The sequence below is a fragment of the Desulfobacterales bacterium genome (assembly GCA_029211065.1).
Classification (GTDB): Bacteria; Desulfobacterota; Desulfobacteria; order Desulfobacterales; family JARGFK01; genus JARGFK01.
Map to the genome: position 1 here is coordinate 81,861 of JARGFK010000002.1, position 21,769 is coordinate 103,629.

Here is a 21,769-nt window from a genome sequence, read left to right on the forward strand (position 1 = left end):
TTAGACTAATTATTAAGCGATTTACGTATTTGACTTTGTTTCTTTTGGCGGAGAAGACGGCAATGAAAAATGACGAAATATGGCAACAGGCCCGCTATATTTTCACCACCGGCAAACTCATACACGACCGTATCGACCGGATAATTTCTTCGCACCTGGTAACCTGCGAGGGCGCTAAAACGTTTAAGGATCTGTCCCTGGTTCAGCTCCATGTGGTCATGAATATCCGCAACCAGGGCGCCATGAGCATCTCAGATATCGCGCGGCAGATGGGGGTTTCCCCGCCGTCGGCCTCGGTGATGGTGGACCGGCTGGTGGACAAAGGGATTCTGGTCCGCCGGCAGAGCACCGAGGATCGGCGCAAAGTCGTTGTACAGATTTCGCCGGAAACAACCAAAACCAGCAGCGAAATTGAAAACACCATTCTGGCATTTTTTGTCGGCATGGTGGAAAAAATCGGTCCTGAAACCACCCGCAAATGGTGCCAAGTTCTCGAAAAAATAATAACGGTGTTGGAATCGGAGTAAGGGGTTAACAAAAATGACGCTAAATAATCACCAAAAGACCAAGCGACCGGTACTGAATATTTTTTTCCGGATTTTCATTTGTATCATCATCCTGGGCTTCGGTTTGTTCGGCATGTCCAAACTGGCGGGTTTAAAAAAACCACCGGCTGAAAAGGTCGTCAAGGAGCGCATGGTTCGGGTGGAAGTTATGACCGTACAGTCCCAGGACACCCCGGTTTTTATCACCGGATTTGGCGAAGCCCGGGCCCAGAAAGAAGTGATGATCGCCCCCGAGGTATCCGGCCGGGTTGTGGAAATTCACCCCCGGCTGGACGTGGGCGAAACGATTCCCGGAGGCGAGACGCTTTTTAAGATCGATGATACCAACTATCAGGCGGCACTTGCGGAAGCCCAGGCCGCAGTAAATCAGTTTCAAAACGTCATCGCCAGGCTCGAAAAGCAATTTGCCCTCGACCGTGATCGGCTGAAAACCCTCCAGCGCAACCGGGATCTGGCCGGGGCCGAGTTCGAACGGCTGCGTAAACTGTTTGCCGACGACAACGTCGGCACCCGCACCGGGGTTGAAAATGCCGAAAAAGGGTTTAACATAGCCACCGACGGGGTGGACCAGATGAATCAGGCCCTGGCGCTTTACCCGATTCAGATCAAAGAAGCCCAAAGCAGCCTGGCTTCGGCCCAGGCGCGCCTGTCGCTGGCCAGGGCCAATCTCGAACGCTGCCGGGTCCGGGCGCCCTTTAACGGCCGGGTCAAGTTCGTCGGGCTGGAAAAAGGCCAGTTCGTATCCCCGGGCCAGCATGTTCTGACCCTGGCGGATGATTCCGCCCTTGAAATTCAGATTTCCCTGGACAGTCTGGACGCCCGCAAATGGCTTCAGTTTACAAACAGCAGTCCGTCGCAAAACACGGCCTGGTTCTCTGCGCTCAAACCGGTTTCATGCCGGATCCGCTGGACCGAAGACAAAGCAGGACATTTCTGGAAAGGGACCCTGCACCGGGTGGTCAAGTTCGAGCAAAAGACCCGCACCCTGACCGTTGCCGTGCGGGTCAGCGGCCGGGATGTGATTTCAAACACCGACGGCCGGCTGCCCCTTGTTGACGGCATGTTCTGTACGGTGAGTATTCCGGGCCGGACCCTTGAGAATGTTTTCCAGCTCCCCCGCGAGGCCGTCAGCTTTGAAAATACGGTTCACGTGGTCATCGACAGCCGCCTCAAGACCCTCCCGGTGGAGGTGGCCCGCATCGACGGGGAAACCACATACGTCTCGGCCGGACTTAAAAACGGCGACACGGTCATCACCACCCGGCTGATCGATCCCCTGGAAAATTCTCTGATTGACATCACCCGCCACACCAAAGGAGACGGCCGCTCATGAGACGCCTGTTTGCCCAATTTGCCCGAAATACCGTCTTTGCCAATATTGTGTTTATCCTGATTTTTCTGGGGGGCGGCATCGCGGCCATGTCCATGATCCGGGAAAATTTTCCGGAGTTTTCCCTGGAGATGCTCACCGTTTCCGTTGTCTACCCCGGGGCGGACCCGGAAGAAATTGAAGAGGGGATCAGTCAGAAAATCGAAGAAGCCGTTCAAGAGATCGAAGGGATCAAACAGTATACCACCACGTCCAAAGAGGGCGTGGGCACGGCCCTGATCGAGGTCAAGGAAAACTACCCGGTGGCGGATGTCCTGGAAGATGTTCGCACCCGGATCAACGCCATCTCCACGTTTCCAGCCGACGCTGAAAAGCCGGTGATCGACGAACTGACCATCAAGGACGCCGTGATGCTGCTGTACCTTTCCGGCGAGATGACCGAGCGCCGCATCAAGGAATGGTCCGAACGGATCAAAGATGAAATTCAGCAGTTGCCGGAAGTCTCCCAGGTCAGTATTTTCGGCTCCCGGGAATATGAAATCTCCATCGAAGTCTCTGAGGCGCAGCTGCGCAAATACGGCCTTAAATTAAGCGATGTGGCGGCCGCCGTACGCCGCAGCAACCTTAACCTGGCCGGGGGCACCATCCGCAGCAGGGGAGAAGAAATCCGCATCCGCACGGTGGGCAGAAAATACACCGGCAAAGAGCTCGCCCGGATCGTGGTTCTGGCCCGGCCGGAAGGTGAAATCATCACCCTCGACCGGCTGGCCGTTATTAAAGACGGCTTTACCGAAGATCCCATCGCCGCCACCATCAACGGCGAAACGTCGGTTCTCGTCATGGTCTGGAAGACCTCGGAAGAAGACTCCCTGAAAATATCCAAAGCCGTGCAGGCGTTCGTCAAGATAAAACAGCAGGTGCTTCCGGCCGGGGCCAATCTAAAGGTCCTTTACGACAACACCGAGATGCTGCGCTCGCGCATCAACCTGCTCCTGAAAAACGGCATCATCGGCCTGGGCATCGTGTTTCTGCTGTTGTGGACCTTTTTAAACGCGCGGCTTTCTTTCTGGTCCGGCATGGGGATTCCCATTTCCATTGCCGGCGCCCTGTTTATCCTGTGGGCTGCGGGCGGAACGATCAACATGGTGTCGCTGTTCGGCCTGATCATGGTCTTGGGGATCGTGGTGGACGACGCCATTGTGGTGGGTGAAGCGATTTACGTCCACCGCAAAAGCGGCAAGCCGCCCCTGCGGGCTGCCGTGGACGGCATCAGCGAGGTCGGCATGCCGGTGGTGGCGGCGGTTTTGACCACCGTTGTGGCCTTTGTTCCGCTCTTTTACGTGGGTGGGATCATGGGAAAATTCATCGCCATCCTGCCCTTGGTGGTCATCGCCTGCCTGATGATCTCGCTGCTGGAATGCCTGTTTCTGTTGCCGGCCCACCTGAGCGACCTGCCAAATCCCAACAGGAAAGAAAAACATATAAACCCCATTACGCGCCGGCTGGAAGCCCTGCACCACCTGACCGCCCGGGGCATGGAATGGTTCGTGGACAGGGTCTATAAACCCTTTCTGGGAAAAACGCTTTACTGGCGCTATATTTCATTTGCCACGGCCATTGCCATTTTACTGCTGACCGTCGGTCTTCTGCGCAGCGGACTGCTGAAGTTCGAGGTGTTCCCGGCTGTGGACGGTTTTATCATCACATCCACGGTTGAATTTCCGGACGGAACCCCGGTGGAGATCACCCAAGATGCCGTCAATAAAATAGACGCAGCGCTTTTAGGGCTGGCCCGGCGAACAGGAACCCGCTCGGGGGATCCCCTTATAAAGGATCGGCTTTCGCTGGTGGGCCAGACCCTGCAGCAGATCCCGGATACCGGCCCCCATGTCGGCTCGGTACAGGCTATTTTGCTGGAATCCGATAAGCGCGGCATCCATACCAAGGACCTGATGGTGGCGTGGGAAAAGGAGGTCGGTGCAATCCCGGGCGTGAAATCGCTGATTTTCGAGGGGATGCAGCACGGCCCTCCGGGGGCGCCCATTGAAGTCTGGCTGCAGGGGTATGATATGGACACCATCATCCGGGCCTCGGAAGACCTTTTAGAGCGCCTGCGCAAGTTCGAAGGCGTCTTTCAGATTCGCTCCGATTATTCCCGCGGCAAAAACGAACTGCGTCTGAAACTGAAACCCGAGGCCCAAACCCTGGGCCTGACGGTGGACGACCTGGCCCGCCAGGTGTATGCGGGCTATTACGGGGACGAAGCCGTCCGCCTTCAGCGGGGGCGGGACGATGTCCGGATAAAGGTCCGTTACACAGCCGACGAACGGCGCCGGCTGTCGGATTTTGAAAAAGTATATATCCGCACGCCCGCAGGGCATGAGGTTCCCCTGCTGTCGGTGGCGGATATTTATTTTTCACCCGGCTACTCCACCATCAAACGCACCAATGGTTTGCGCCGGATAGCCGTCAGCGCCGATATCGATACCAACAATGCCAATGCCAATGAAATTTTTGAGGAGCTCAACGCCAACTACTTTCCGCAGCTCATAGACCATTTTCCAAATTTGAGCGTCGCGCAGCAGGGCGAACAGAAAAAAATGCGGGAATCGTTTGAATCCCTTTATATCGGTTTTCCCCCGGCAGTGGTGGGCATCTTCATTATCATCGCCACCATGTTTCGCTCTTACACCCAGCCGTTTGTGATCCTGTTTACGGTTCCTTTCGGCATCATCGGCGCTGTTCTGGCGCATCCGGTTTTGGGGTTTGAGTTATCTATTATGAGCATTTTCGGGATGGTGGCCCTGACCGGGGTCGTGGTCAACGACGCCATCGTCCTGATCGAACGGGTCAATGAAAATATGGCCGAAGGCCTGCCGTTTTTCGAGGCCATTATCCAGGGCGGCGCGCGCCGCTTCCGGGCCATCTTCCTGACGTCCCTCAGCACCATCGGCGGACTGGCGCCGTTGATCATGGAGACCGACCTCCAGGCCCGTTTTATGATTCCCATGGCGCTGTCGTTGGCTGCCGGCGTTGCCTTTGCCACGGTCCTGACCCTGGTGCTGATACCCAGCCTGCTGGCGATACTCAGCGACCTGCGCCTGCTGATTCATCGCCTGCGATACGGTGTCTGGCCCAAGCGGGTAGATGTGGAGCCGGCCCGCAACCGGCACGACGACCCGCTGGCCGACGATCCGAAAACACCGCAGCGCCCGGAAACAGCCGGGGTGCAGACCTGATTTACAGAAAAACCAATTTGATTACGGGAGAAAAAGACCGATGTCACCTAAAAAGCTATGGAACCCTTTGCGGTTGATCGCAGCGTTAAGCCTGGTGTTGTTTGCCGGCGGGCACGCACCCGCCGCAGATAAAATTCCTTTCCCGCAAATGGCGCCGGACGGACAAACCCAAGCCGTGCGCTGGGATGAGATCCGAACGCTCGATTTAGTGCAGGCCGCCAGAATAGCGCTGATAAACAACCCGACCCTGGCGGCGGCCGAGGCCCGGGTCGAGCAGGCCCGGGAGCGCCTGGAGCAGGCCCGTGCCAGGTATTGGCCCAGTCTGGACGCCACCCTATCGGGCGCCAGGATTTCATATGCCGAAAACAACCCCAACATTTTAGGAGACGATCCGGAAAAACGCTTCCAGTCCGCCATGACCGCCACCTGGGTTTTGTTCGACGGGTTTTCGCGAAAATTTTCCAATGCCACAGCCCGTTACGGCCGGGATCAGAGCGAGTCCGCCCAAAATGAAGCCAAACGCCTGATATTGTCCGCGGTTGCAGCGTCCTATTTTGCGGCCCAACTGGCCCTGGAGGACATCGCCATTGCCAGGGCCGACGAAACCTTTAACCTGCGCCAGCTGGTGGACGCCGAAGCCCGACATAAAATCGGAACCGGTTCGCTCAGCGATGTGCTCAATTTCAAGATCCGGGTCAATGAGGCCAAAACCCGTTTGATCAACGCCGAGCGGGTTTTTGAAGAAACCCTTTTCGCACTGGCGGCCCTGCTGGGAGCCCCGGCGTCGCGCTTTCCTTCCGGCGTGCAGATTGCGCGCCTGGAACAGGAGACAGCCGACGAAATGGCGGCGCCCGACCCGGATGTGCTGGCCCGCTATGCCCTGACCCATCGGCCGGATATTCAGGAAAGTCAGTTCGCTTTAAAACAGGCCGGGGCCCAGATAAAAAACGCAAAGAGCCGATTTTATCCCTCCATCAATCTTGCGGCGTCGGCCGACGGCCTGCGACGGGACGATCCTGCATTCGAGCAGGACGATTTCGGCCATACGATCGGCTTTAACCTCACCTACAACCTCTTTGCCGGCGGATACGACCGCGCCAGGACCCGGGAGCTTAAGGCCCGGGAGCTCGAACTGCAAAAAGGCCTTGAAGATCTGCGCCTTAGGGCCGGCGCGAAGGTCCGGATTTCGAGCACCCAGGTGATCGCCACCCAGCGTCAGATGATCCTGCAGCGGGCCAACATGGAATTGAACCGGCAGAACCGGGACCTGGTGGAAAAAGAATATGCCGCCGGACAGGTTTCCCTGGTGCGCCTGAATGAAGCCCAGCGGGACCTGACCACCGCCCAGAGCCGACTGGCCCTGGCCCTGGCCTCGCTGCGTCAGGCCTGGTTTAATCTCGAAACAGATTCCGGCCGGATTCTTGAAATCCTGCCCGAATGACGATGGGTCGGGGGCTCGGACTAATCGGTTTTTAGAATGGCGCCCTCTGCTGCAGAAGCAGCCAGTTTGGCGTATATGCTCAAAAAGCCTTTGGTGAACTTTGAGGGCGGCCGCTGCCACTTGGACAATCGCGCCTGTAGCTCATCATCTTTGATTTCCAGCCGAAGGCTCCGGTTGGGAATGTCGATGGTGACGATATCACCGTCACGAACGGCAGCGATAGGACCGCCCTCGGCAGCTTCCGGGGATATGTGGCCGACGAAACAGCCGTTGTTTGTACCTGAAAAGCGCCCGTCGGTAACCACGGCGGTTTTCATGGCAAGTCCGCAGCCGTAAAGCAGCTTCATGGCCGTCGCCATTTCCCGCATGCCCGGTCCCCCTTTGGGGCCTTCATAGCGGATCACCAATACCTCTCCTGCCTGGATCTTCCCCTCCAGGATGGCCTGGTTGGCCTCCTCCTCAGAGTCAAAACATCGGGCCTTGCCTGCGAAAGTATGCATGTCCGCATGGATGGCGGCAGGCTTAGTGACGGCGGTATCGGGGGCCAGGTTGCCGCGCAGGACCGCCAGGCCGCCCTGGCTGCTCCATGTGTCCTTGCGGGAGCGGATGATGGCCGGATCGCCGGGAGGCGTATGAACCAAATTCTCGGCAACGGTCTTGCCGGACACGGTGAACGCCCCGGCGTGAAGCAGGGGTAATATTTCTTTCATGACGGCCGGGACGCCGCCGGCCCGGTGAAAGTCGGGTACGTTGGGAGCTGCGGCCGGATTCATCTTGGCAATATGGGGTGTGGTTCGACAGAGCTCATCAAAAAGGGTCATGGGAACCGGAACACCGGCCTCGTATCCGATGGCAGGCAGATGCAGGGCCACGTTGGTGGAACCACCGATGGCGGCTGTCAGCCGGATGGCGTTTTCTATCCCCATTCGATTGATCATTTGGCGTGCCGTGATTCCTTTCAGCACCAGGTCGACAATCCGTCGTCCGGAATGCTGGGCGTAGCGAAGGCGGTCGGCATGGGTTGCCGGAATGGTGGCAGACCCGGCAAGGCTCATGCCCATGGCCTCGGCAACACAACCCATGGAGTTGGCCGTTCCCAGAAAAGAACAGGACCCGCAGCTGGGCATCGCAGCGTTTTCAAGCTGGTTGTAAGTCGCTTTATCGATCCGCCCGGCCTTAAGCATGCCCAACCCCTCGGCAATGGAGGTCGTATCAGCCGCCCGCCCGTCGAATTGGCAGCCGCCTTCGGCAGGCCCCCCCACCACGAGGATTGCCGGAATGTCCAGCCGTGCAGCAGCCATGAGCATGGCCGGAACAATCTTATCGCAGGAACCCAGCAACACAATGCCGTCCAATCGATGCGCCTGCACCATGATTTCGATGCTGCCGGCAATCAGCTCCCGCGAAGGCAGGATATAGCGCATGCCCTCATGCCCGTTGGCGACGCCGTCACAGGCGGCAATGACTCCAAACTCTATGGGGGTGCCGCCCGCCTGAAGTATCCCTTGGGCCGCATACTCGGCGACCTGCTTCAAGTTATAGTGACCGGGCACCAAACGGTTCCAGGAGTTGGCAATTCCGATCAACGGGCGGTCCAAATCCGTGTCGCTGTAACCCATGGATTTAAAAAGCGCGCGAACCTTTGACCACCGCGGCCGCTGAAGAATTTTTTGGCTTCGAAGTTTTGTCATGGGATCATTTATCTCCTTATGTCCGCTATAAGTTGGCTGTGGATTCGGCGCAGATGATTTGGGCGGCAACGCCCGGCGCTTAACCATCTATATTACAGCAGTTGAAAAATCGAAAGTCCTAATTCTCAAGCATCCGTCAGATTTTCTGATTGATAGCATGAACCGATTGTGATATTTCGACTCAGAAAGGGAGAATTTTCATGAAGGTAACACACTGGAAGGACTGTGAAGACGTTAAAATCGACAAGTTTCCCTACAAGGGGGAGTTTAATGAGGTGATCGGCACCAGCATTCGCTGGCTGTCGAAACACGGTGATGACGGTAACGGATATCCCGAGTATGGCTTGAGATTTTTTACCACCCAGCCCGGCGGCCAGATTCCCATCCATAACCACTTTTATCATCAGACCATGTATATCCTGGCCGGTGAATTTGAATGCTGGGAATTCAACCCGGAAACCGGCGAAAAGGCAAAAAAAATAGTCTGCGGCCCCGGCACCGCCATTTACATCCCCAGCATGGAGCCCCACGGCATGAAGAATATCGGCAGCGAGCCGGGCATGTTCCTGTGCTGTATCTGTAATGTATACGAAGAAGGAGAAACCCTGTAGAAAACAGTACAAAATTTGCGGTCCGGGACCGCAAGCCAACCCCACCCGTTACCGCCGAAGGAAAGGAGATAACGATGGACAGCGGGGACCAGTATTTTTTTAAAGCGCATTCTCAAGCGGAACTGCGCAGGTGGGCCAAGCGGCTTAAACTGTTCCGCTACTGCCGGGCATACGGCGGCCACGCCAATGACGGCGATTCTTTAGAAGTAACATTTTCCTATGGGTCAGCCCAGGACATTAAAAACTTCCTTGACTTCCTTGGTTTTGAATTGGTGCAGCACGCCACAAAACCCCCCCAACCGGAAACAGGGGTGCCATATCCCGGCAATGTGTTTGCGCTCTTTCCCCGGCTGATAAAAGACACCGAATGGATAGAGCAACCGGGTCACTGCCGGGTTGGGGGTATTCCGGTTTTTATCTGGTGTGAGAAGGGTAAAATTCGATTGTCTGTCAGCGGCGGCAGCTATGAGGTTACGGACGAAAACGTTGCTAAAGCAGAAGCGCTGGAAAAGGTCCTGGTAACCGCGCCGTTAAGGGTGTTGGACCCGCCTAGAAACAACAAGAATTGTTTTTGCCCAAAGTACTATCCGGACTACTTTGACGGATGACTATCGGGGTCGGGCGGCGGTGTTGTAAATCAGGAACAATGAGCGATATGGGAGGTGCCATGGGGGGCACGGACGCTGCTGTTTTTTTGATCTTGGCGCGCCTTTGGACGTCTTGCCTCCGGGCATCCTCGGTTTTTGCAACAACACGGTTAAGCTGATGATCAGGAGGATTAAACGTATGAAAATCAAAAGGGTCGGAATATTAATGGCGGTGATGGTCCTGGTAATTACCTTTTGTAGCGGGGTCTCCCTGGCTGATAAATCCGCGGTGACCATTGAGGCACCCGACCAGGCGGCGAAGGGAACGGAAATTACGGTCAAGATCCATATCACCCACAGCGCCAACAACTACTTCCATTATACGAACTGGGTAAAAGTCATCGTAAACGGCAAGGATGCGGCTTTGTGGGAATATTCCGCAGGCAACCGGCCTGAGGACGCCAAATTCACCAAGGAAATAAAACTGACGGTCACCGAGCCGATGGAGATTGTGGCCGAGGCAAACTGCAATTTGCACGGCGGCCAGGGGCCGGCCAAAAAAATGATCCAACTGCAGTAATGAGTGACGAGGGAAGCTGGAGGGTTGGAAACATTAAATGACCCAACCCTTGAACCGTTCGGCTGAGTCGTTCGGCCCTGAGCCCACTGCCGTAGGGCTCGCCGCAAGCCCCTGACGCCTCGAATCCTCGGCCCCCCTTTTCAGCGGATAGGGAGAAGGGAAAAAAATAAAAAAAAGTTTTGCTATGGTCATTGGCGGCGTTTCAATTATTTTAATTTTGGGAGTTGTCAATTTTTTGCTGCTGCTGTTTCAGCTTTCTACCGGCCTGCACTGGGTCAAGGTTAAGTTCGGCGTTCACCGAAAAACGGGTATCCTGCTGTTTGTTGTAGCCTGCATTCATGGATTTTTCGGCATCCTGGCCAACTTTTAAGCCTGCTGTCTGCAGTCGCAATTTTCCGCCACAACAGCTTCCAGACCCATTTCAGGTGTCATGTGAAAACCAGGCAGAAAATACGAAAAGGCATCATATTAATGGAATTCGCTGCAGCTAAAGTCTGGCCCGGAAATCTGCAAACATTGTCATGCCTGTACGGCGCACTGCCCCATGAGCCTCCCGGTTGAGGATATGGTGAATCAGGGCCGCATGGAAAACGTAGAGTGCATTCTATGCGGCACATGCGTGGACGGCTGCAAAGAAGAGGTTATACGGTATTCGTGGCGGCCGTGAACCGTTACATGCAATAAAGAAAAACCTGCAACCAACAGGGCGAAACATATGTTAGGATAGTCGAAAACAACGAAGTACATGCATTATGGTTTTTCTCCTCTATTCATTATCTTTTGGTATTGCCCTCATGGTCCAATGCGGTGCTCACTGGCGCGGCAGCGCCGCGTCGAATAATCACAAGATTAATTCGCAGCGCTGCACGGGGCCTTTATCATGCCCTGTGGGGAAACGGACTGTAGAAAAAAGACCGTCAAGTCATCAGGGCCGAGATTCATCCCTGCCATGCATTTTAAAAGGCACCGTTTTTTCAGCAAAAAAGCATGAATCGCAGCAGCGAGCGCATTCCCCGTCCCGCGGTGGCGGGACTGCAGGGCTCTTCAATTTCGCAATATATCCGAACTGATAACAAAAAATATATCTTTAGCCGGAACAACCGCAGCCGGCGGGGGCGGCTGCCGGTTTGTCCGGTCTGGCGGAAGCCTCCGCCGGGTCCATGGGACATCCGGCACCCTGCTGCCCTGCGGACAGATGGGTGCCCAGCAACCGATCTGCCAGTTGCTTCATGTGCGCGGCGGGCTGGTCTTTAACGAACTGACCGATGATGGCCGCATTTTTAAGTTTGGCTTCATTGATGCCGGCGGTGCGGGCCTGGGCGACGATTTTTTCCAGACAGGGCTGGCAACCGCAGGCCACGGCAGCCCCCAGTGAGATTAATATCTGGGTTTCCGGATCGAGTCCCTTAAGATTGGTTTTCATGGTTTCCTCCTTAGGCTGATGGTTTTATGGCGGTGATGGTTGCTGCGGCGACATACGGCGCTATTTTATGGTCCGGGAACCATTCCTGAATGATCCGGCGGCTTTCTTCACGGGGCTGAATGGCAATGTCTGTAAAGCCGGTCTTGCGCAGAATGGCAGACAGCTCATCGACCGCTGCCGCCCCGCCGATGCATCCGCACAGGAGCAGGGGATCGCTGCAAACGTCCGGCGGAAGAGGGGTGGTGGCGACGATATCTGAAATTGCCAGGCGCCCCCCGGGCTTTAAAACCCGAAAGATCTCGCTGATTACAGCGGGTTTGTCCGGTGATAGGTTGATGACGCAGTTGGAGATGACAATGTCGATGCAGCCGTCTTCCACCGGCAGGCGTTCGATTTCCGCAAGCCTGAAATCCACATTTGTTGCCCCAACCGTGGCGGCATTCCGGCGTGCTTTGGTTATCATTTCCGGGGTCATGTCCACCCCGATCACCCGGCCGGTTTCACCGACTTTTTTGGCGGCAATAAAGCAGTCGAACCCGCCGCCGCTGCCCAGATCCAGAACGGTTTCCCCCGGTTTCAGGCCGGCCAATAAATGGGGGTTGCCGCAGCCGAGCCCCAGATTGGCGCCCACTGGGGCAGCGGCCAGGTCTTCAGTTGAATACCCGATGGTGCGGCCGATTGTGTCCACCGGAAACGACCCGGGCCCATTGCCGCAGCAGGTGCTGCCCCACCCGGGCGCAGGATTATTTTTTTCCGTCACCTTGCCGTAATATTTTCTGACAGTGTTCCGTATACTGTCGCTGGACTGTTTTTCCATGGGCCACCTCCCTTGACCGTCTGTTCGACAACTATCGAACAAATAAGCCAAAATTTTTTGGTTCAGGTTAATATGAAAAAAATTCTCTGAGCGCGTCCACGATGTCCGGCGCAACCCAGCATTCGATTTTCTGGCCCTGGCGCCGGGTCCGGATCAGACCGACCCGTTTTAATTCCTTGATGTGATGTGAAATCGTTGATTTTACGATCCCCAGGTTTTGGCCGAGATCGCTCACGCAGGCTGAATCATTGGCGTCGATCACGCTGACGGTCCCGGGTCGGCAGCCGCTCACAAGCCGCAGGAAGATCCGCAGGCGGTTGGGATTGGACAGGGCTTTGAAAATATCAGCAAATTTTTCAATATTTTTGGTTTTATTGTTCGGCATATATCGAACTATAGTCAGCGCCGCAGTTTTTGTCAAGCATTTTTTTACATGGTCATCCAAAAAGCCATAGCAAGGTGCGTGGCCGCCATAATAATCCGATTCTGCGCGTGTGAAACTCACGCATAAGGGGGCGGTGCACGGAACCGGATCGAACCCGCAGCATCCCTTCAAGCATGAATTCGATAATGGATGATACCGAAAACGATCTTTATGCGGTTCCATCCAACGCGCCCTAATCCGTTCAGACAGTCACACGCTTCAAATCGAATCACCATGGCGACTTCGTTTAAGTCCAGTTAGATTTTATAGATAACCAGTGTTTTTATTCTACCGATATTCACCCGGGTGTTGAAAAAAAACGCTAATTGATGTTATGAAACAAATAAAAGGCTCACAGGAGTTTTCATTGGAAAAAATCAACGGATCCGTACCGCTGTACAAGCAGCTTAAAAAAAGTCTTTACGATCAGATTGAAACCGGGCTTTTCAAGCCGGGCCAGTTAATACCTTCGGAGAGAAGTCTCTGTCAGCAATACAGTATGAGCCGCATCACGGTGCGGCGCTGTATTGAAGAGATGACCAATGAAGGCATGCTTTACCGCAAACATGGAAAGGGGACATTTGTCGCCCCGTCAAAGATTAAGCAGGGGCTGGCGCGCATCGTCAATTTCAGCCGGACGGTTCTGGAGCTGGGTTTGAAGCCTTCCACTGCGATTCTGTCCATGGAGTCGATCGCCGCCGATGCGCATGTGTCAAAGGTCTTTAATCTGCCCATTGCCACGCTTTTTCAAAAGCTGGCGTTACTGGGCAAGGGGGATGAAGACCCCCTGGTGTTGTATGAATCCTTTTTTCATCCGAAAATCGGTCGGAAGATGATCGGGGAAGCGATAGGTCGGGGAAAAAAGGGAATTCCTTTTTCAACATACGATCTGTACGGAGAACCCACCGGTATTTTCCCGGCCACGGTCAATCAGACCTTTGAGGCGACGGCAGCCGATGACCGCTTGTCCCAGGTCCTGAATCTGGAAAAGGGTGCGCCGGTATTGCTGATTACATCGATTTTCCTGAATGGAAATCAGGAACCCCTTGAGTTCCGCAAGGCCACCTATCGTGCCGACAGATATAAATTTCATATCCTCAGAGAATTCTCCGCATAGCTGAAGCTAAATTGATGTCCGCTAAAAGTCGATCAACTCTCTTCCTCCAACTGATACTTCATTGCTGCATCTGATGCCTGTCTTGAGTCGCTCAAATCGGAAAGAATTTTACGAAAAAGTGTGTAACAGAATAATATAATTTGAAATTAATTTTTTTAAAATTTTTCTTGACACGCTGCCCACAACACTGGTAATTACCAGCATAACTGGTAATTACCAGTCCGTCTTTTCACTTCACTTTTATGCTCCATTAAGGGAGGGCATCAAACGTTCGTAATCCGGCAGCAGTCAAAACGGCATCAATCCAAATCAGCTTTACAAGGTTAAGCGTGTTTGGTTATATTTTTATTGCGCCTTATCTGGGGGGAGTCTGGCAGATGCGGGGGCTCTCCTGGCGATTTCTGTTCAACTCCATTTATTATTCACCCTTGGGGATCTACGGCTCGGTGACCGGCATGTCGGCAACCTTCATCGCTATGTTCGTGGTTTTTGGTGCGCTGCTTTCGGTTTCAATCCTCTCACCGGCGCTGTTAAAGCTGGGGGTCGATGTAGTGGCGGCACACCTGTTTTTCATTTACTGGGGGGTGCTGGGCGCCATCACGCCGCCGACATGCGAAGCGGCGGTGGTGGCCGCCGGCATTTCAAAAGGAGACTGGATGAAAACCGGCCTCGAAGCGATGAAACTCGGGGCGGTCGCTTTTTGCGTGCCCTACTTCATGGTGATTCATCCGGCGCTTGCTGCAAGGGGAGCGCCTGGGGACATCGTTTTTGCAGCGGTAACCGGTTTTATCGGGGCGCTCACCATGGCCTATGGTCTTTTCGGATGGAAAGACAGCGACTTTAACATCCCGCTGCGGGGACTGTTTTTCATCGGCGGTGCGTTGTTGCTTTTTCCCGGTTTTACACTCTCGCTGAGCGGATTTGGCCTGACGGTCGTCGCGCTGGTTTTGAACAAGCTGATTACGCCGAGAGCCTTAGTGTCCGCCTGAGTTGAGAATTAGGGTAATCAATTAATATTGCCCTCAAAGAGGATTTTTTTATGACTTATAACATTACTCTCTTAAGCCTATTTTGGACAAGAGTGAAAATAATAAAACATACTATTTGAGGTGAACAATATGGGCGAGAATGAACGACTTACCAAAATAGGAGATGCACTCGATCGACTCATTACTGTGGATGTGAAGGCAAGGGGAAGTATCCCTATCCTTTATAATTTTGCCAGAGAAAAATTTAATGAACCGTTGACGATGCTGGCCGCCAAACGATTGAAAGAGCGCGTCACAAAAAGAAGTGTTGTCCTGATTGCGACAGGCTGGCCTGATCGCCCTTGGATAAACCCGGCAATTGCCGAGCTGGACGGTCCTCCCGGTGCAGCAGCGCTGGCCCGCGGGCTGCATATCGGTCTCAATGCGGTACCCATCGTTCTAATTGAGCAACAATTAACGGAAGCTATGAAAGCATGCCTGACCGGGGCCGGTTTCAGGATTATGGAAGCACCCGAAGCAGTGGCCGCTATCTCCTCGCCGTCACCGATTCATGGATGCGCGGTGCTGCCTTTTCCCGTAGACCGGCAAAAGGCGCAAGAGCGCGCTTTTGAGCTGATTGAGACTTTTTCTCCCACAGCGGTTATCGCCATTGAAAAGGGTGGCATGAACGAAAAGGGTGTCATTCATAATAGCAGGGGGGTTGATACGACTGCAGATATGGCAAAAGTCGATATGCTGATGGAAGCGGCTGCCGCCAAAAATATTTTAACTATTGGGATCGGCGACGGCGGCAACGAGATTGGTATGGGCACCATTGGTGAAGTTATCAGAAAACATATTCCATATGGCGCCAAGTGTCAGTGCCCCTGCGGCGGGGGGCTCGCACCGGCCACTGTCACCGATGCTGTCGTTCCGGCAACGGTCTCCAACTGGGGCGCCTATGGAATACTAGCAGCCTTGGCCGTCTTATCCAAATCTTCAGCAATACTCCATGATCCCCGGGTGGAGGCTCGAATTCTACGCATGGGCGCAGATGCAGGGCTCATCGACGGCATGACGGGTTTTTGCATTCCCGGGGCGGACGGTATGGAAGACGGGATGCATATGGCCATGATTACTCTCCTGTCGGGAGTGGTCGAAGCCGCTATTTCTCCAGGCTATCTTTCCCGCTGATGTCTATCGGGATTTGAGAGCACCTATATCCAAACATATAAAAAAAGGAGGAAAAAAAATGAGAAAAAAAAAGTTTCTACTATGGTTAACCGGAGCAATTTTGGCGAGCATGATGGTCGCGGGGACCGCAATAAATGCCTTTTCTTTTAAAGAAGAGGATCTGGTCGTTATGTCGTCGGTTGTGGGAGGGGTAGGATTTCAGTATTCCACCGGGGTTGCCAAGGTTATCAAAAAAGTTGCTCCGGATATTCGCCTTACGATGGAATCAACCTCTGGTTATATCGATAATGCCAAAAGAATGTTTGTCGGTTATGGACACATGGGATTGGTCGCACATGATACCGCCAGAATGGCGCATGCCAAAAAGGGCGTATTCGCGGGTAAAGGGACTCCGCTGTATGTTATTGCGCCTATTCACCAATTGCAGTGGCATATCATCGTCAATGCCGATTCGCCCATTAAGACCATATGGGACCTTAAGGACAAACGCGTTAATCTCCAGCCCAAGGGCAGTTCTGCGGAAAAGACAGGCACCAGCATATTCAGTGAACTGAATATCCCCATCACGCCCTCTTACCATCGCCATAGCGAAGCGGCCCAGGCGCTTAAGACCGGTATGATTGATGCCCACTTTCTAGGTGGATCGACCCCGGTTTTTATGGAATATTCCATGAGCACACCGATAAGGGTCATCGAATTTTCAGATGCTGACGTAAAAAAAATTAAAGAAAAACTTCCGCATCTTTCTCCCAGCCGCTTTCCAAGCGGCGCCTACTATAAGGGAACCCCGGACTCTGTTCAAAATATCGCCACCTGGGCACTGATGATGTGCAGGGCCGATGTGTCTGACGATCTTGTATACGCAATCGCCAAAGGAATTCATGAACACAAGAAACTTATCGTTGAAGCAGCCAAAGGCGCTGAGGTAATCGATCTGAAAAACATCGGATATGTAACGGTGCCGGTGCATAAAGGCGCCATTAAGTATTACAAAGAAAAGGGGGCTGAAATACCTGCAGCAGCGATGCCTTAAAACCTCATGCTGCTGTTTTCTACCCGGAAAAATATTTCCGGGTAGAAAACCCATCCAATAGGTGAGGGAAAATATGCAACCACGCAAACTGTTTTTCTTTATCAGGCAAGAACACATCACATATTATTTACGTGTTATCGCATTGATCACTGCAATTTTTCATTTGTACACGGCTGCCACGCTTCCTTTTGACGTTTTCGTTCAGCGCGGTGTTCACCTGTCGTTTGTGCTGGCGATGGTGTTTTTCCTTAAGCCTTTAAACAAAAACCATCCCTCTGAAATTGACTTTTTTATTGTGCTGCTCGCCTGGTTGTGCTGCGGTTACTTTATCCTGAACTGGGAGGCAATTAGAGAACAGAGCGGCATTCCCTTAGGCATCCAGTCCCTTATCGGCCTGGTCACCGTGGTGTTAATACTGGAAGCAACCCGTCGCAGCACCGGATGGGCTCTTCCTATTCTGGTATTCTGTTTTCTATTTTATGCTAAATTCGGAAATATTTTTCCCCGCTCTTGGGGATTTCCCGGTCTTTCGTTTGACAGAATCTTTGGCTATCTTTACCTGACCTCCGACGGCATTTGGAGCCTTCCACTTGGGGTATCGTCGACCGTACTTGTTTTGTTTATGATCTTTGGTTCTATTCTCAATAGTGCGGGGGTTGGAAATTTTTTTACGGATTTTTCTTTTGCATTGGCCGGGAGGCTGGCGGGCGGTCCGGCACAAGTAGCGGTCATCAGCAGCGCGCTTCTGGGAACCGTAACCGGCAGTTCCACCGCAAATGTGGCCACCACCGGCTCGTTTACTATACCCTTGATGAAAAGCAAAGGGTATCAACCTCACTTTGCCGCTGGGGTAGAAGCGGTCGCTTCAACCGGGGCCCAAATCATGCCGCCGATTATGGGAGCCGGCGCCTTCATCATGGCGGACATGCTCAATATTCCTTACTCAAACATTATAAAAGCTGCCGCACTGCCTGCTGTTTTATATTTCTTAGGGGTTCTATTGGCCGTAAGATTTGAAGCTTATCGAACCAACCTGGTCTCAGACCATGAAAGTGAAAAGATGACTAAGATTATATTTCAGCAGGGTTACCTCTTTATCCCGGTTATCGTCATCATCTATTTTATTATTGAAGGGCATTCGCCCATGAAAGCTTGCTGGTATGGAATCATCACAACGCTTTTGGTAAGTTCTTTTAAGAAAAAAACCAGGCTGAACTACAAGAAAATTCTTAAGGCCTTGGAAGAAGGAGCAAAAAACGTTGTGGGTATCGCCAGCGCATGTGCCTGTGCCGGAATCGTTTTAGGCGTAATGAACATGACCGGGCTCGGCATCAAGGTTACAACGCTCATTGTCGAGTTGTCCGGAGGGTATTTACCTTACGCGCTCTTACTTTCCATGCTCAGCAGTTTAATTCTGGGTCTTGAATTACCCACGGCCGTTGCCTATGTTATCGCTGCCGCTGCAGCGGCGCCGGCTCTTATAGCCCTTGGCGTTCCACCGCTTGTGGCGCATATGTTTATATTTTATTTTTCCATCCTCGGGACCATTACACCGCCGGTTTGTTTATCCGTGTATGTGGCCGCGGGTATTGCAGAGGCGCATTGGTTGAAAACAGCCGGTGTGGCAATAAAGCTGGCGCTTCCTGCCTGGATTCTTCCTTATATGTTCGTTTACAACAATGCGCTTCTGGGAATGGCAACTCCTCTAAAAGTTGTTTATTCTTTCGTGACCGGACTGATTGGGATGTTTTTTCTGGCCGCTGGAGTCATCGGATACTTTTTTAAGGCATGCGGCTTCGTTGAACGTCTATTGCTTGCACTTGCCGGGTTGGTGTTGATTATTCCGGAGGTATATACCGACATTATCGGTTTTGCGCTTGGGATAGCACTCATTTTATACCAAAAGTATTGGGATCGTATAAAAAATTACAACAAAAACAGCAGTCAATCTAAGGAGGTTAGAAGATGAAGAAGCGTCAGATGCGGATTCTTTGCCCCAACGGACATATGGGGTTTGCGCCGACCAAGGAGGAAAGCTTCTGGATCGGCGCGGAAACAAAACCGGATTATTACTGCTGCGATTCCGGCAGCGATGATATCGGTCCGAACCCGCTGGGCAGCGATATCTGCGTGAGCCCCTATGAGTGGCAAAAACATGATCTGGAGCTTATGCTCCTTGCGGCGCGTAAACAGGGGGTGCCCATGATGGTGGGTTCGGCCGGCGATACGGGAACCAACAGCCGGGTCGACCGGTACGTACAGATGATCCGGGATCTGGCAAAAAAGCACCGCCTGGCGCCTTTTAAGCTGGTCAGCTTCTATTCGGAGCTGGAAAAATCGTATGTACAGCACAAGATGCAAGAAGGCTCCGTGGTGGCGGGATTGGAAGGCCGCCCGGATCTGACCCTGGAAGCGCTTGAAAAAACCGACCGGATTGTGGCCATGGCCGGCGTGCATCCCTTTGTCCGGGCACTGGAGATGGGCGCCGACGTGGTGATCGGCGGCAGAAGCAGCGATGCCGCTATTTTTGCCGCAGCAGCGATATTCGAGGGGATTCCCGAAAACCATGCCTATTATGTCGGCAAGGTCCTGGAATGCGCCTCGTTCTGCGCAGAACCGTACATGGCCAAGGAAACCGTAATCGGAACCGTTACCCGCGACGACGTAAAGGTTACGGCCATGCACCCGAAGCAGCGCTGCACCATCGCCTCGGTGGCCGGTCATGCCATGTACGAACGATCGAATGCCTATTTCGAGTATTTTGCGGGCGGCACCCTCGATATGACCCACTGCCGCTACGAGCAGGTGGATGAAAAGACCACCCGAATCACCGGCCAGGTCTTTCTTCCCACCGAGGGAAAAATCAAGGTAAAGCTTGAGGGGTCGGGAAAAGTCGGCGAGCGATTCATCGGCATTGTCGGTATTCGCGATCCCTACACCATTGCCAATATCGACAAGGTCATCGACTGGGCGCGCAGCCAGGTGGACGAACGGTTTGCCGGTCAGACCTACCAGCTCTTCTATCACATCTACGGTAAAAACGGCGTCATGGGTGCGCTGGAGCCGGTAAAGGAGATCCGGTCCCACGAACTCTGCGTTGTCACAGAAGGCATCGCTCCATCGAAAGAGATGGCCGAGGAGGTGGCGCTGATCGGTTCCCGGCAGATTTTTTATGCCCGGCTGCCGGAGGTGAAAGGGACCGCCGGCACGGCCGCATTTCTCGTCGACGGCGTTCTGCCGGCGCCGCCGGCCTATATGTGGACCATGAACCATGTACTGCCGGTGGATGATCCGCTGGAATTTATCCGGTTCAATGAATTTACGATCCAATCATGAGAGGTGCGTTGATGAAAACAAAAAAGCTGGTGGAACTTGCCAAAACGATCCGGAGCAAGAATGCGGGCACGGACCGGATTACCTTTGATATTATTTTTCGGGAAAAGGAAAATTACGAACTGGTGAAAAAGAGCCGGGCGTTGAGTAAAAAAACGATGGCAAAGCTATTCAGCATCCCGGAGGACCGTATCAGCGATTTTCTTGAATTCGATCCGGCCTATGCGATCAAGTTCACCATCCGGCGCGAACAGCCCAGCGGCAGCCCGGGTGATGCGGACATCTTCGGCTGCCAGCAGTACCCGCCGCTGCTGGATGTTGAAATACCGCTGCCGGCACAATGAAACAACAGGCTTTGGCGGCAGATAAATTCATGACGCCGGCTGTCTTGCCGCAGAAGTGATTAGAAGTCACTTCAAAACCCCGTCTGAGGTCTGATAGTCCCGCTGTAAGCGGGATTGCGAGCCTCTTCAAAATGCTCACAACTCCTCCCGCCTTGGCGGGACGGCGCTTTTTTATCGGCTTGCGCCTTGTTCTCAGACCTGATCCAAGGTTTTGAAATGGCTTCTATAACCGATCTCATTTTTTGAGACATGTTCCATTTTCATGCAGCACGAAAAACGGCGTTTTATGGAATCCGAACCGCCGACACAGGAAATGCTGGATATCCGCCGGAAAGAGATCGACCCCCAGAAACTTATCCATTAGTAAAATATCTGTTTTAATAAATTTTAAATCCAGTTATAATCCCTCTAAAAAACGCCGGTGAAAGGCGTTTTATTTTTTAAATTCGTTTCAAAAGGTATTTCGCGCGTGGAAAAAAACAAGACAGTTATCGGGATTGTTTCAGACACCCATGGTCTGTTGCGTAATAGTGTTGTGGATGAATTAAATGGTTCAGCCCTGATCGTTCATGCCGGGGATTTTGATACGCCCGAGGTTCTGGCGGAAATAAAAAAAATTGCGCCGGTTTTGGCCGCCCGGGGCAACATGGACAGGGGAACCTGGGCGGAAGGTTTTGCAGCATTCGATCTTACCGAAATAGCTGAAAACAGGCTGTGCGTGATTCACGACCTTCACCATCTGGACCTGGATCCGACAGCGGCCGGCATCGCCGCGGTCATCTCCGGACATACGCACCAGCCCGCAATCAGCGAACACAAAGGCGTCCTGTACATCAATCCCGGCAGCGCCGGGCCGCGAAGGTCCGGAAAGCCCCTATCGGTTGCCAAGCTGGTCATTCAAAACGGAAGGCTGGTGCCGGAGATCGTTATACTTGATGACTAGCGCCTTAAGGGTGACGAGTGACGAGGGACGAATGACGAGGGACGAAATTATAAGTGATTAATTTGACTTCGTAAATTTTGTTTAGCCATTCTGCCGTCCCCGCATTCGTTGTTTTCGCGTGTGTGATT

General features: G+C 53.3%; 20 protein-coding genes. 16 read left to right on the top strand and 4 right to left on the bottom strand.

Annotated elements, in window-relative coordinates:
* The first annotated feature begins 62 nt into the window (after positions 1 to 62).
* The 4 genes from P1P89_01165 to P1P89_01180 are packed head-to-tail and all read left to right on the top strand — an operon-like array spanning position 63 to position 6,576.
* The gene (locus P1P89_01165) at positions 63 to 527 is read left to right on the top strand and encodes a MarR family transcriptional regulator (GenBank protein ID MDF1590095.1); all 465 of its coding nucleotides are present in this window, start codon (positions 63 to 65) and stop codon (positions 525 to 527) included.
* 13 nt (positions 528 to 540) lie between these two features.
* Complete coding sequence (locus tag P1P89_01170; protein ID MDF1590096.1) at positions 541 to 1,899, top strand: efflux RND transporter periplasmic adaptor subunit; 1,359 nt, start codon at positions 541 to 543, stop codon at positions 1,897 to 1,899.
* Positions 1,896 to 5,135, top strand: a complete 3,240-nt coding sequence (locus P1P89_01175) for an efflux RND transporter permease subunit (GenBank protein ID MDF1590097.1) — start codon at positions 1,896 to 1,898, stop codon at positions 5,133 to 5,135. The genes P1P89_01170 and P1P89_01175 overlap by 4 nt, the downstream gene beginning before the upstream one ends.
* Positions 5,136 to 5,175: 40 nt before the next feature.
* Positions 5,176 to 6,576, top strand: coding sequence for a TolC family protein (locus tag P1P89_01180; protein MDF1590098.1), 1,401 nt, complete (start codon positions 5,176 to 5,178; stop codon positions 6,574 to 6,576).
* A 20-nt stretch (positions 6,577 to 6,596) separates the two neighbouring features.
* Here the strand turns inward: P1P89_01180 and ilvD are convergent, their stop codons facing one another.
* A complete protein-coding gene (gene ilvD / locus P1P89_01185) occupies positions 6,597 to 8,267 on the bottom strand; it encodes a dihydroxy-acid dehydratase (protein MDF1590099.1) in 1,671 nt (556 codons plus the stop codon).
* A 200-nt stretch (positions 8,268 to 8,467) separates the two neighbouring features.
* On the opposite strand from ilvD, the gene P1P89_01190 reads away from it, so the two are divergent.
* The 4 genes from P1P89_01190 (at position 8,468) to P1P89_01205 (ending at position 10,415) form a co-directional block, all read left to right on the top strand.
* Positions 8,468 to 8,878, top strand: coding sequence for a cupin domain-containing protein (locus P1P89_01190; protein ID MDF1590100.1), 411 nt, complete (start codon positions 8,468 to 8,470; stop codon positions 8,876 to 8,878).
* 74 nt (positions 8,879 to 8,952) lie between these two features.
* Positions 8,953 to 9,486 carry a hypothetical protein gene (locus tag P1P89_01195; protein ID MDF1590101.1) on the top strand — a complete coding sequence of 178 codons (534 nt, stop codon included), beginning with the start codon at positions 8,953 to 8,955 and terminating at the stop codon, positions 9,484 to 9,486.
* 178 nt (positions 9,487 to 9,664) lie between these two features.
* Positions 9,665 to 10,045 carry a desulfoferrodoxin family protein gene (locus P1P89_01200; GenBank protein MDF1590102.1) on the top strand — a complete coding sequence of 127 codons (381 nt, stop codon included), beginning with the start codon at positions 9,665 to 9,667 and terminating at the stop codon, positions 10,043 to 10,045.
* A gap of 184 nt (positions 10,046 to 10,229) precedes the next feature.
* Positions 10,230 to 10,415: a hypothetical protein gene (locus tag P1P89_01205; protein MDF1590103.1), complete on the top strand. Its 186-nt coding sequence runs from the start codon at positions 10,230 to 10,232 to the stop codon at positions 10,413 to 10,415.
* A gap of 717 nt (positions 10,416 to 11,132) precedes the next feature.
* Here P1P89_01205 and P1P89_01210 read toward each other — a convergent pair.
* The 3 genes from P1P89_01210 to P1P89_01220 form a co-directional block, all read right to left on the bottom strand.
* Positions 11,133 to 11,468, bottom strand: coding sequence for a carboxymuconolactone decarboxylase family protein (locus tag P1P89_01210; GenBank protein MDF1590104.1), 336 nt, complete (start codon positions 11,466 to 11,468; stop codon positions 11,133 to 11,135).
* 10 nt (positions 11,469 to 11,478) lie between these two features.
* Positions 11,479 to 12,285, bottom strand: a complete 807-nt coding sequence (gene arsM, locus P1P89_01215) for an arsenite methyltransferase (protein ID MDF1590105.1) — start codon at positions 12,283 to 12,285, stop codon at positions 11,479 to 11,481.
* Between the two features lie 67 nt (positions 12,286 to 12,352).
* A complete protein-coding gene (locus P1P89_01220; GenBank protein ID MDF1590106.1) occupies positions 12,353 to 12,670 on the bottom strand; it encodes a metalloregulator ArsR/SmtB family transcription factor in 318 nt (105 codons plus the stop codon).
* A gap of 406 nt (positions 12,671 to 13,076) precedes the next feature.
* Between P1P89_01220 and P1P89_01225 the strand changes: the two genes are divergently transcribed.
* From P1P89_01225 to P1P89_01260, 8 genes are all read left to right on the top strand, one after another.
* Positions 13,077 to 13,826: a GntR family transcriptional regulator gene (locus P1P89_01225; GenBank protein MDF1590107.1), complete on the top strand. Its 750-nt coding sequence runs from the start codon at positions 13,077 to 13,079 to the stop codon at positions 13,824 to 13,826.
* Positions 13,827 to 14,155: 329 nt separating this feature from the next.
* Positions 14,156 to 14,815, top strand: a complete 660-nt coding sequence (locus P1P89_01230; protein MDF1590108.1) for a TRAP transporter large permease subunit — start codon at positions 14,156 to 14,158, stop codon at positions 14,813 to 14,815.
* Between the two features lie 129 nt (positions 14,816 to 14,944).
* Positions 14,945 to 15,988 carry a DUF4392 domain-containing protein gene (locus P1P89_01235; GenBank protein ID MDF1590109.1) on the top strand — a complete coding sequence of 348 codons (1,044 nt, stop codon included), beginning with the start codon at positions 14,945 to 14,947 and terminating at the stop codon, positions 15,986 to 15,988.
* 58 nt (positions 15,989 to 16,046) lie between these two features.
* A complete protein-coding gene (locus tag P1P89_01240) occupies positions 16,047 to 17,021 on the top strand; it encodes a TAXI family TRAP transporter solute-binding subunit (GenBank protein ID MDF1590110.1) in 975 nt (324 codons plus the stop codon).
* 73 nt (positions 17,022 to 17,094) lie between these two features.
* Positions 17,095 to 18,990 (top strand): TRAP transporter permease, encoded by a 1,896-nt coding sequence (locus P1P89_01245; GenBank protein ID MDF1590111.1) that lies wholly within the window; start codon positions 17,095 to 17,097, stop codon positions 18,988 to 18,990.
* The gene (locus tag P1P89_01250) at positions 18,987 to 20,357 is read left to right on the top strand and encodes an acyclic terpene utilization AtuA family protein (GenBank protein MDF1590112.1); all 1,371 of its coding nucleotides are present in this window, start codon (positions 18,987 to 18,989) and stop codon (positions 20,355 to 20,357) included. Before P1P89_01245 ends, P1P89_01250 begins: the two co-directional genes overlap by 4 nt.
* An 11-nt stretch (positions 20,358 to 20,368) precedes the next feature.
* Complete coding sequence (locus P1P89_01255) at positions 20,369 to 20,698, top strand: DUF4387 domain-containing protein (protein MDF1590113.1); 330 nt, start codon at positions 20,369 to 20,371, stop codon at positions 20,696 to 20,698.
* Between the two features lie 469 nt (positions 20,699 to 21,167).
* The gene (locus P1P89_01260) at positions 21,168 to 21,641 is read left to right on the top strand and encodes a metallophosphoesterase family protein (GenBank protein ID MDF1590114.1); all 474 of its coding nucleotides are present in this window, start codon (positions 21,168 to 21,170) and stop codon (positions 21,639 to 21,641) included.
* Positions 21,642 to 21,769 lie beyond the last annotated feature (128 nt).

What these genes read in the sequence shown, in the direction of transcription:
- P1P89_01165 (MDF1590095.1), top strand. Translation starts at nt 63, where the DNA reads ATGAAAAATGACGAAATATGGCAACAGGCCCGCTATATTTTCACCACC.
- P1P89_01170 (MDF1590096.1), top strand. Translation starts at nt 541, where the DNA reads ATGACGCTAAATAATCACCAAAAGACCAAGCGACCGGTACTGAATATT.
- P1P89_01175 (MDF1590097.1), top strand. Translation starts at nt 1,896, where the DNA reads ATGAGACGCCTGTTTGCCCAATTTGCCCGAAATACCGTCTTTGCCAAT.
- P1P89_01180 (MDF1590098.1), top strand. Translation starts at nt 5,176, where the DNA reads ATGTCACCTAAAAAGCTATGGAACCCTTTGCGGTTGATCGCAGCGTTA.
- ilvD (MDF1590099.1), bottom strand. Translation starts at nt 8,267, where the DNA reads ATGACAAAACTTCGAAGCCAAAAAATTCTTCAGCGGCCGCGGTGGTCA.
- P1P89_01190 (MDF1590100.1), top strand. Translation starts at nt 8,468, where the DNA reads ATGAAGGTAACACACTGGAAGGACTGTGAAGACGTTAAAATCGACAAG.
- P1P89_01195 (MDF1590101.1), top strand. Translation starts at nt 8,953, where the DNA reads ATGGACAGCGGGGACCAGTATTTTTTTAAAGCGCATTCTCAAGCGGAA.
- P1P89_01200 (MDF1590102.1), top strand. Translation starts at nt 9,665, where the DNA reads ATGAAAATCAAAAGGGTCGGAATATTAATGGCGGTGATGGTCCTGGTA.
- P1P89_01205 (MDF1590103.1), top strand. Translation starts at nt 10,230, where the DNA reads ATGGTCATTGGCGGCGTTTCAATTATTTTAATTTTGGGAGTTGTCAAT.
- P1P89_01210 (MDF1590104.1), bottom strand. Translation starts at nt 11,468, where the DNA reads ATGAAAACCAATCTTAAGGGACTCGATCCGGAAACCCAGATATTAATC.
- arsM (MDF1590105.1), bottom strand. Translation starts at nt 12,285, where the DNA reads ATGGAAAAACAGTCCAGCGACAGTATACGGAACACTGTCAGAAAATAT.
- P1P89_01220 (MDF1590106.1), bottom strand. Translation starts at nt 12,670, where the DNA reads ATGCCGAACAATAAAACCAAAAATATTGAAAAATTTGCTGATATTTTC.
- P1P89_01235 (MDF1590109.1), top strand. Translation starts at nt 14,945, where the DNA reads ATGGGCGAGAATGAACGACTTACCAAAATAGGAGATGCACTCGATCGA.
- P1P89_01240 (MDF1590110.1), top strand. Translation starts at nt 16,047, where the DNA reads ATGAGAAAAAAAAAGTTTCTACTATGGTTAACCGGAGCAATTTTGGCG.
- P1P89_01245 (MDF1590111.1), top strand. Translation starts at nt 17,095, where the DNA reads ATGCAACCACGCAAACTGTTTTTCTTTATCAGGCAAGAACACATCACA.
- P1P89_01250 (MDF1590112.1), top strand. Translation starts at nt 18,987, where the DNA reads ATGAAGAAGCGTCAGATGCGGATTCTTTGCCCCAACGGACATATGGGG.
- P1P89_01255 (MDF1590113.1), top strand. Translation starts at nt 20,369, where the DNA reads ATGAAAACAAAAAAGCTGGTGGAACTTGCCAAAACGATCCGGAGCAAG.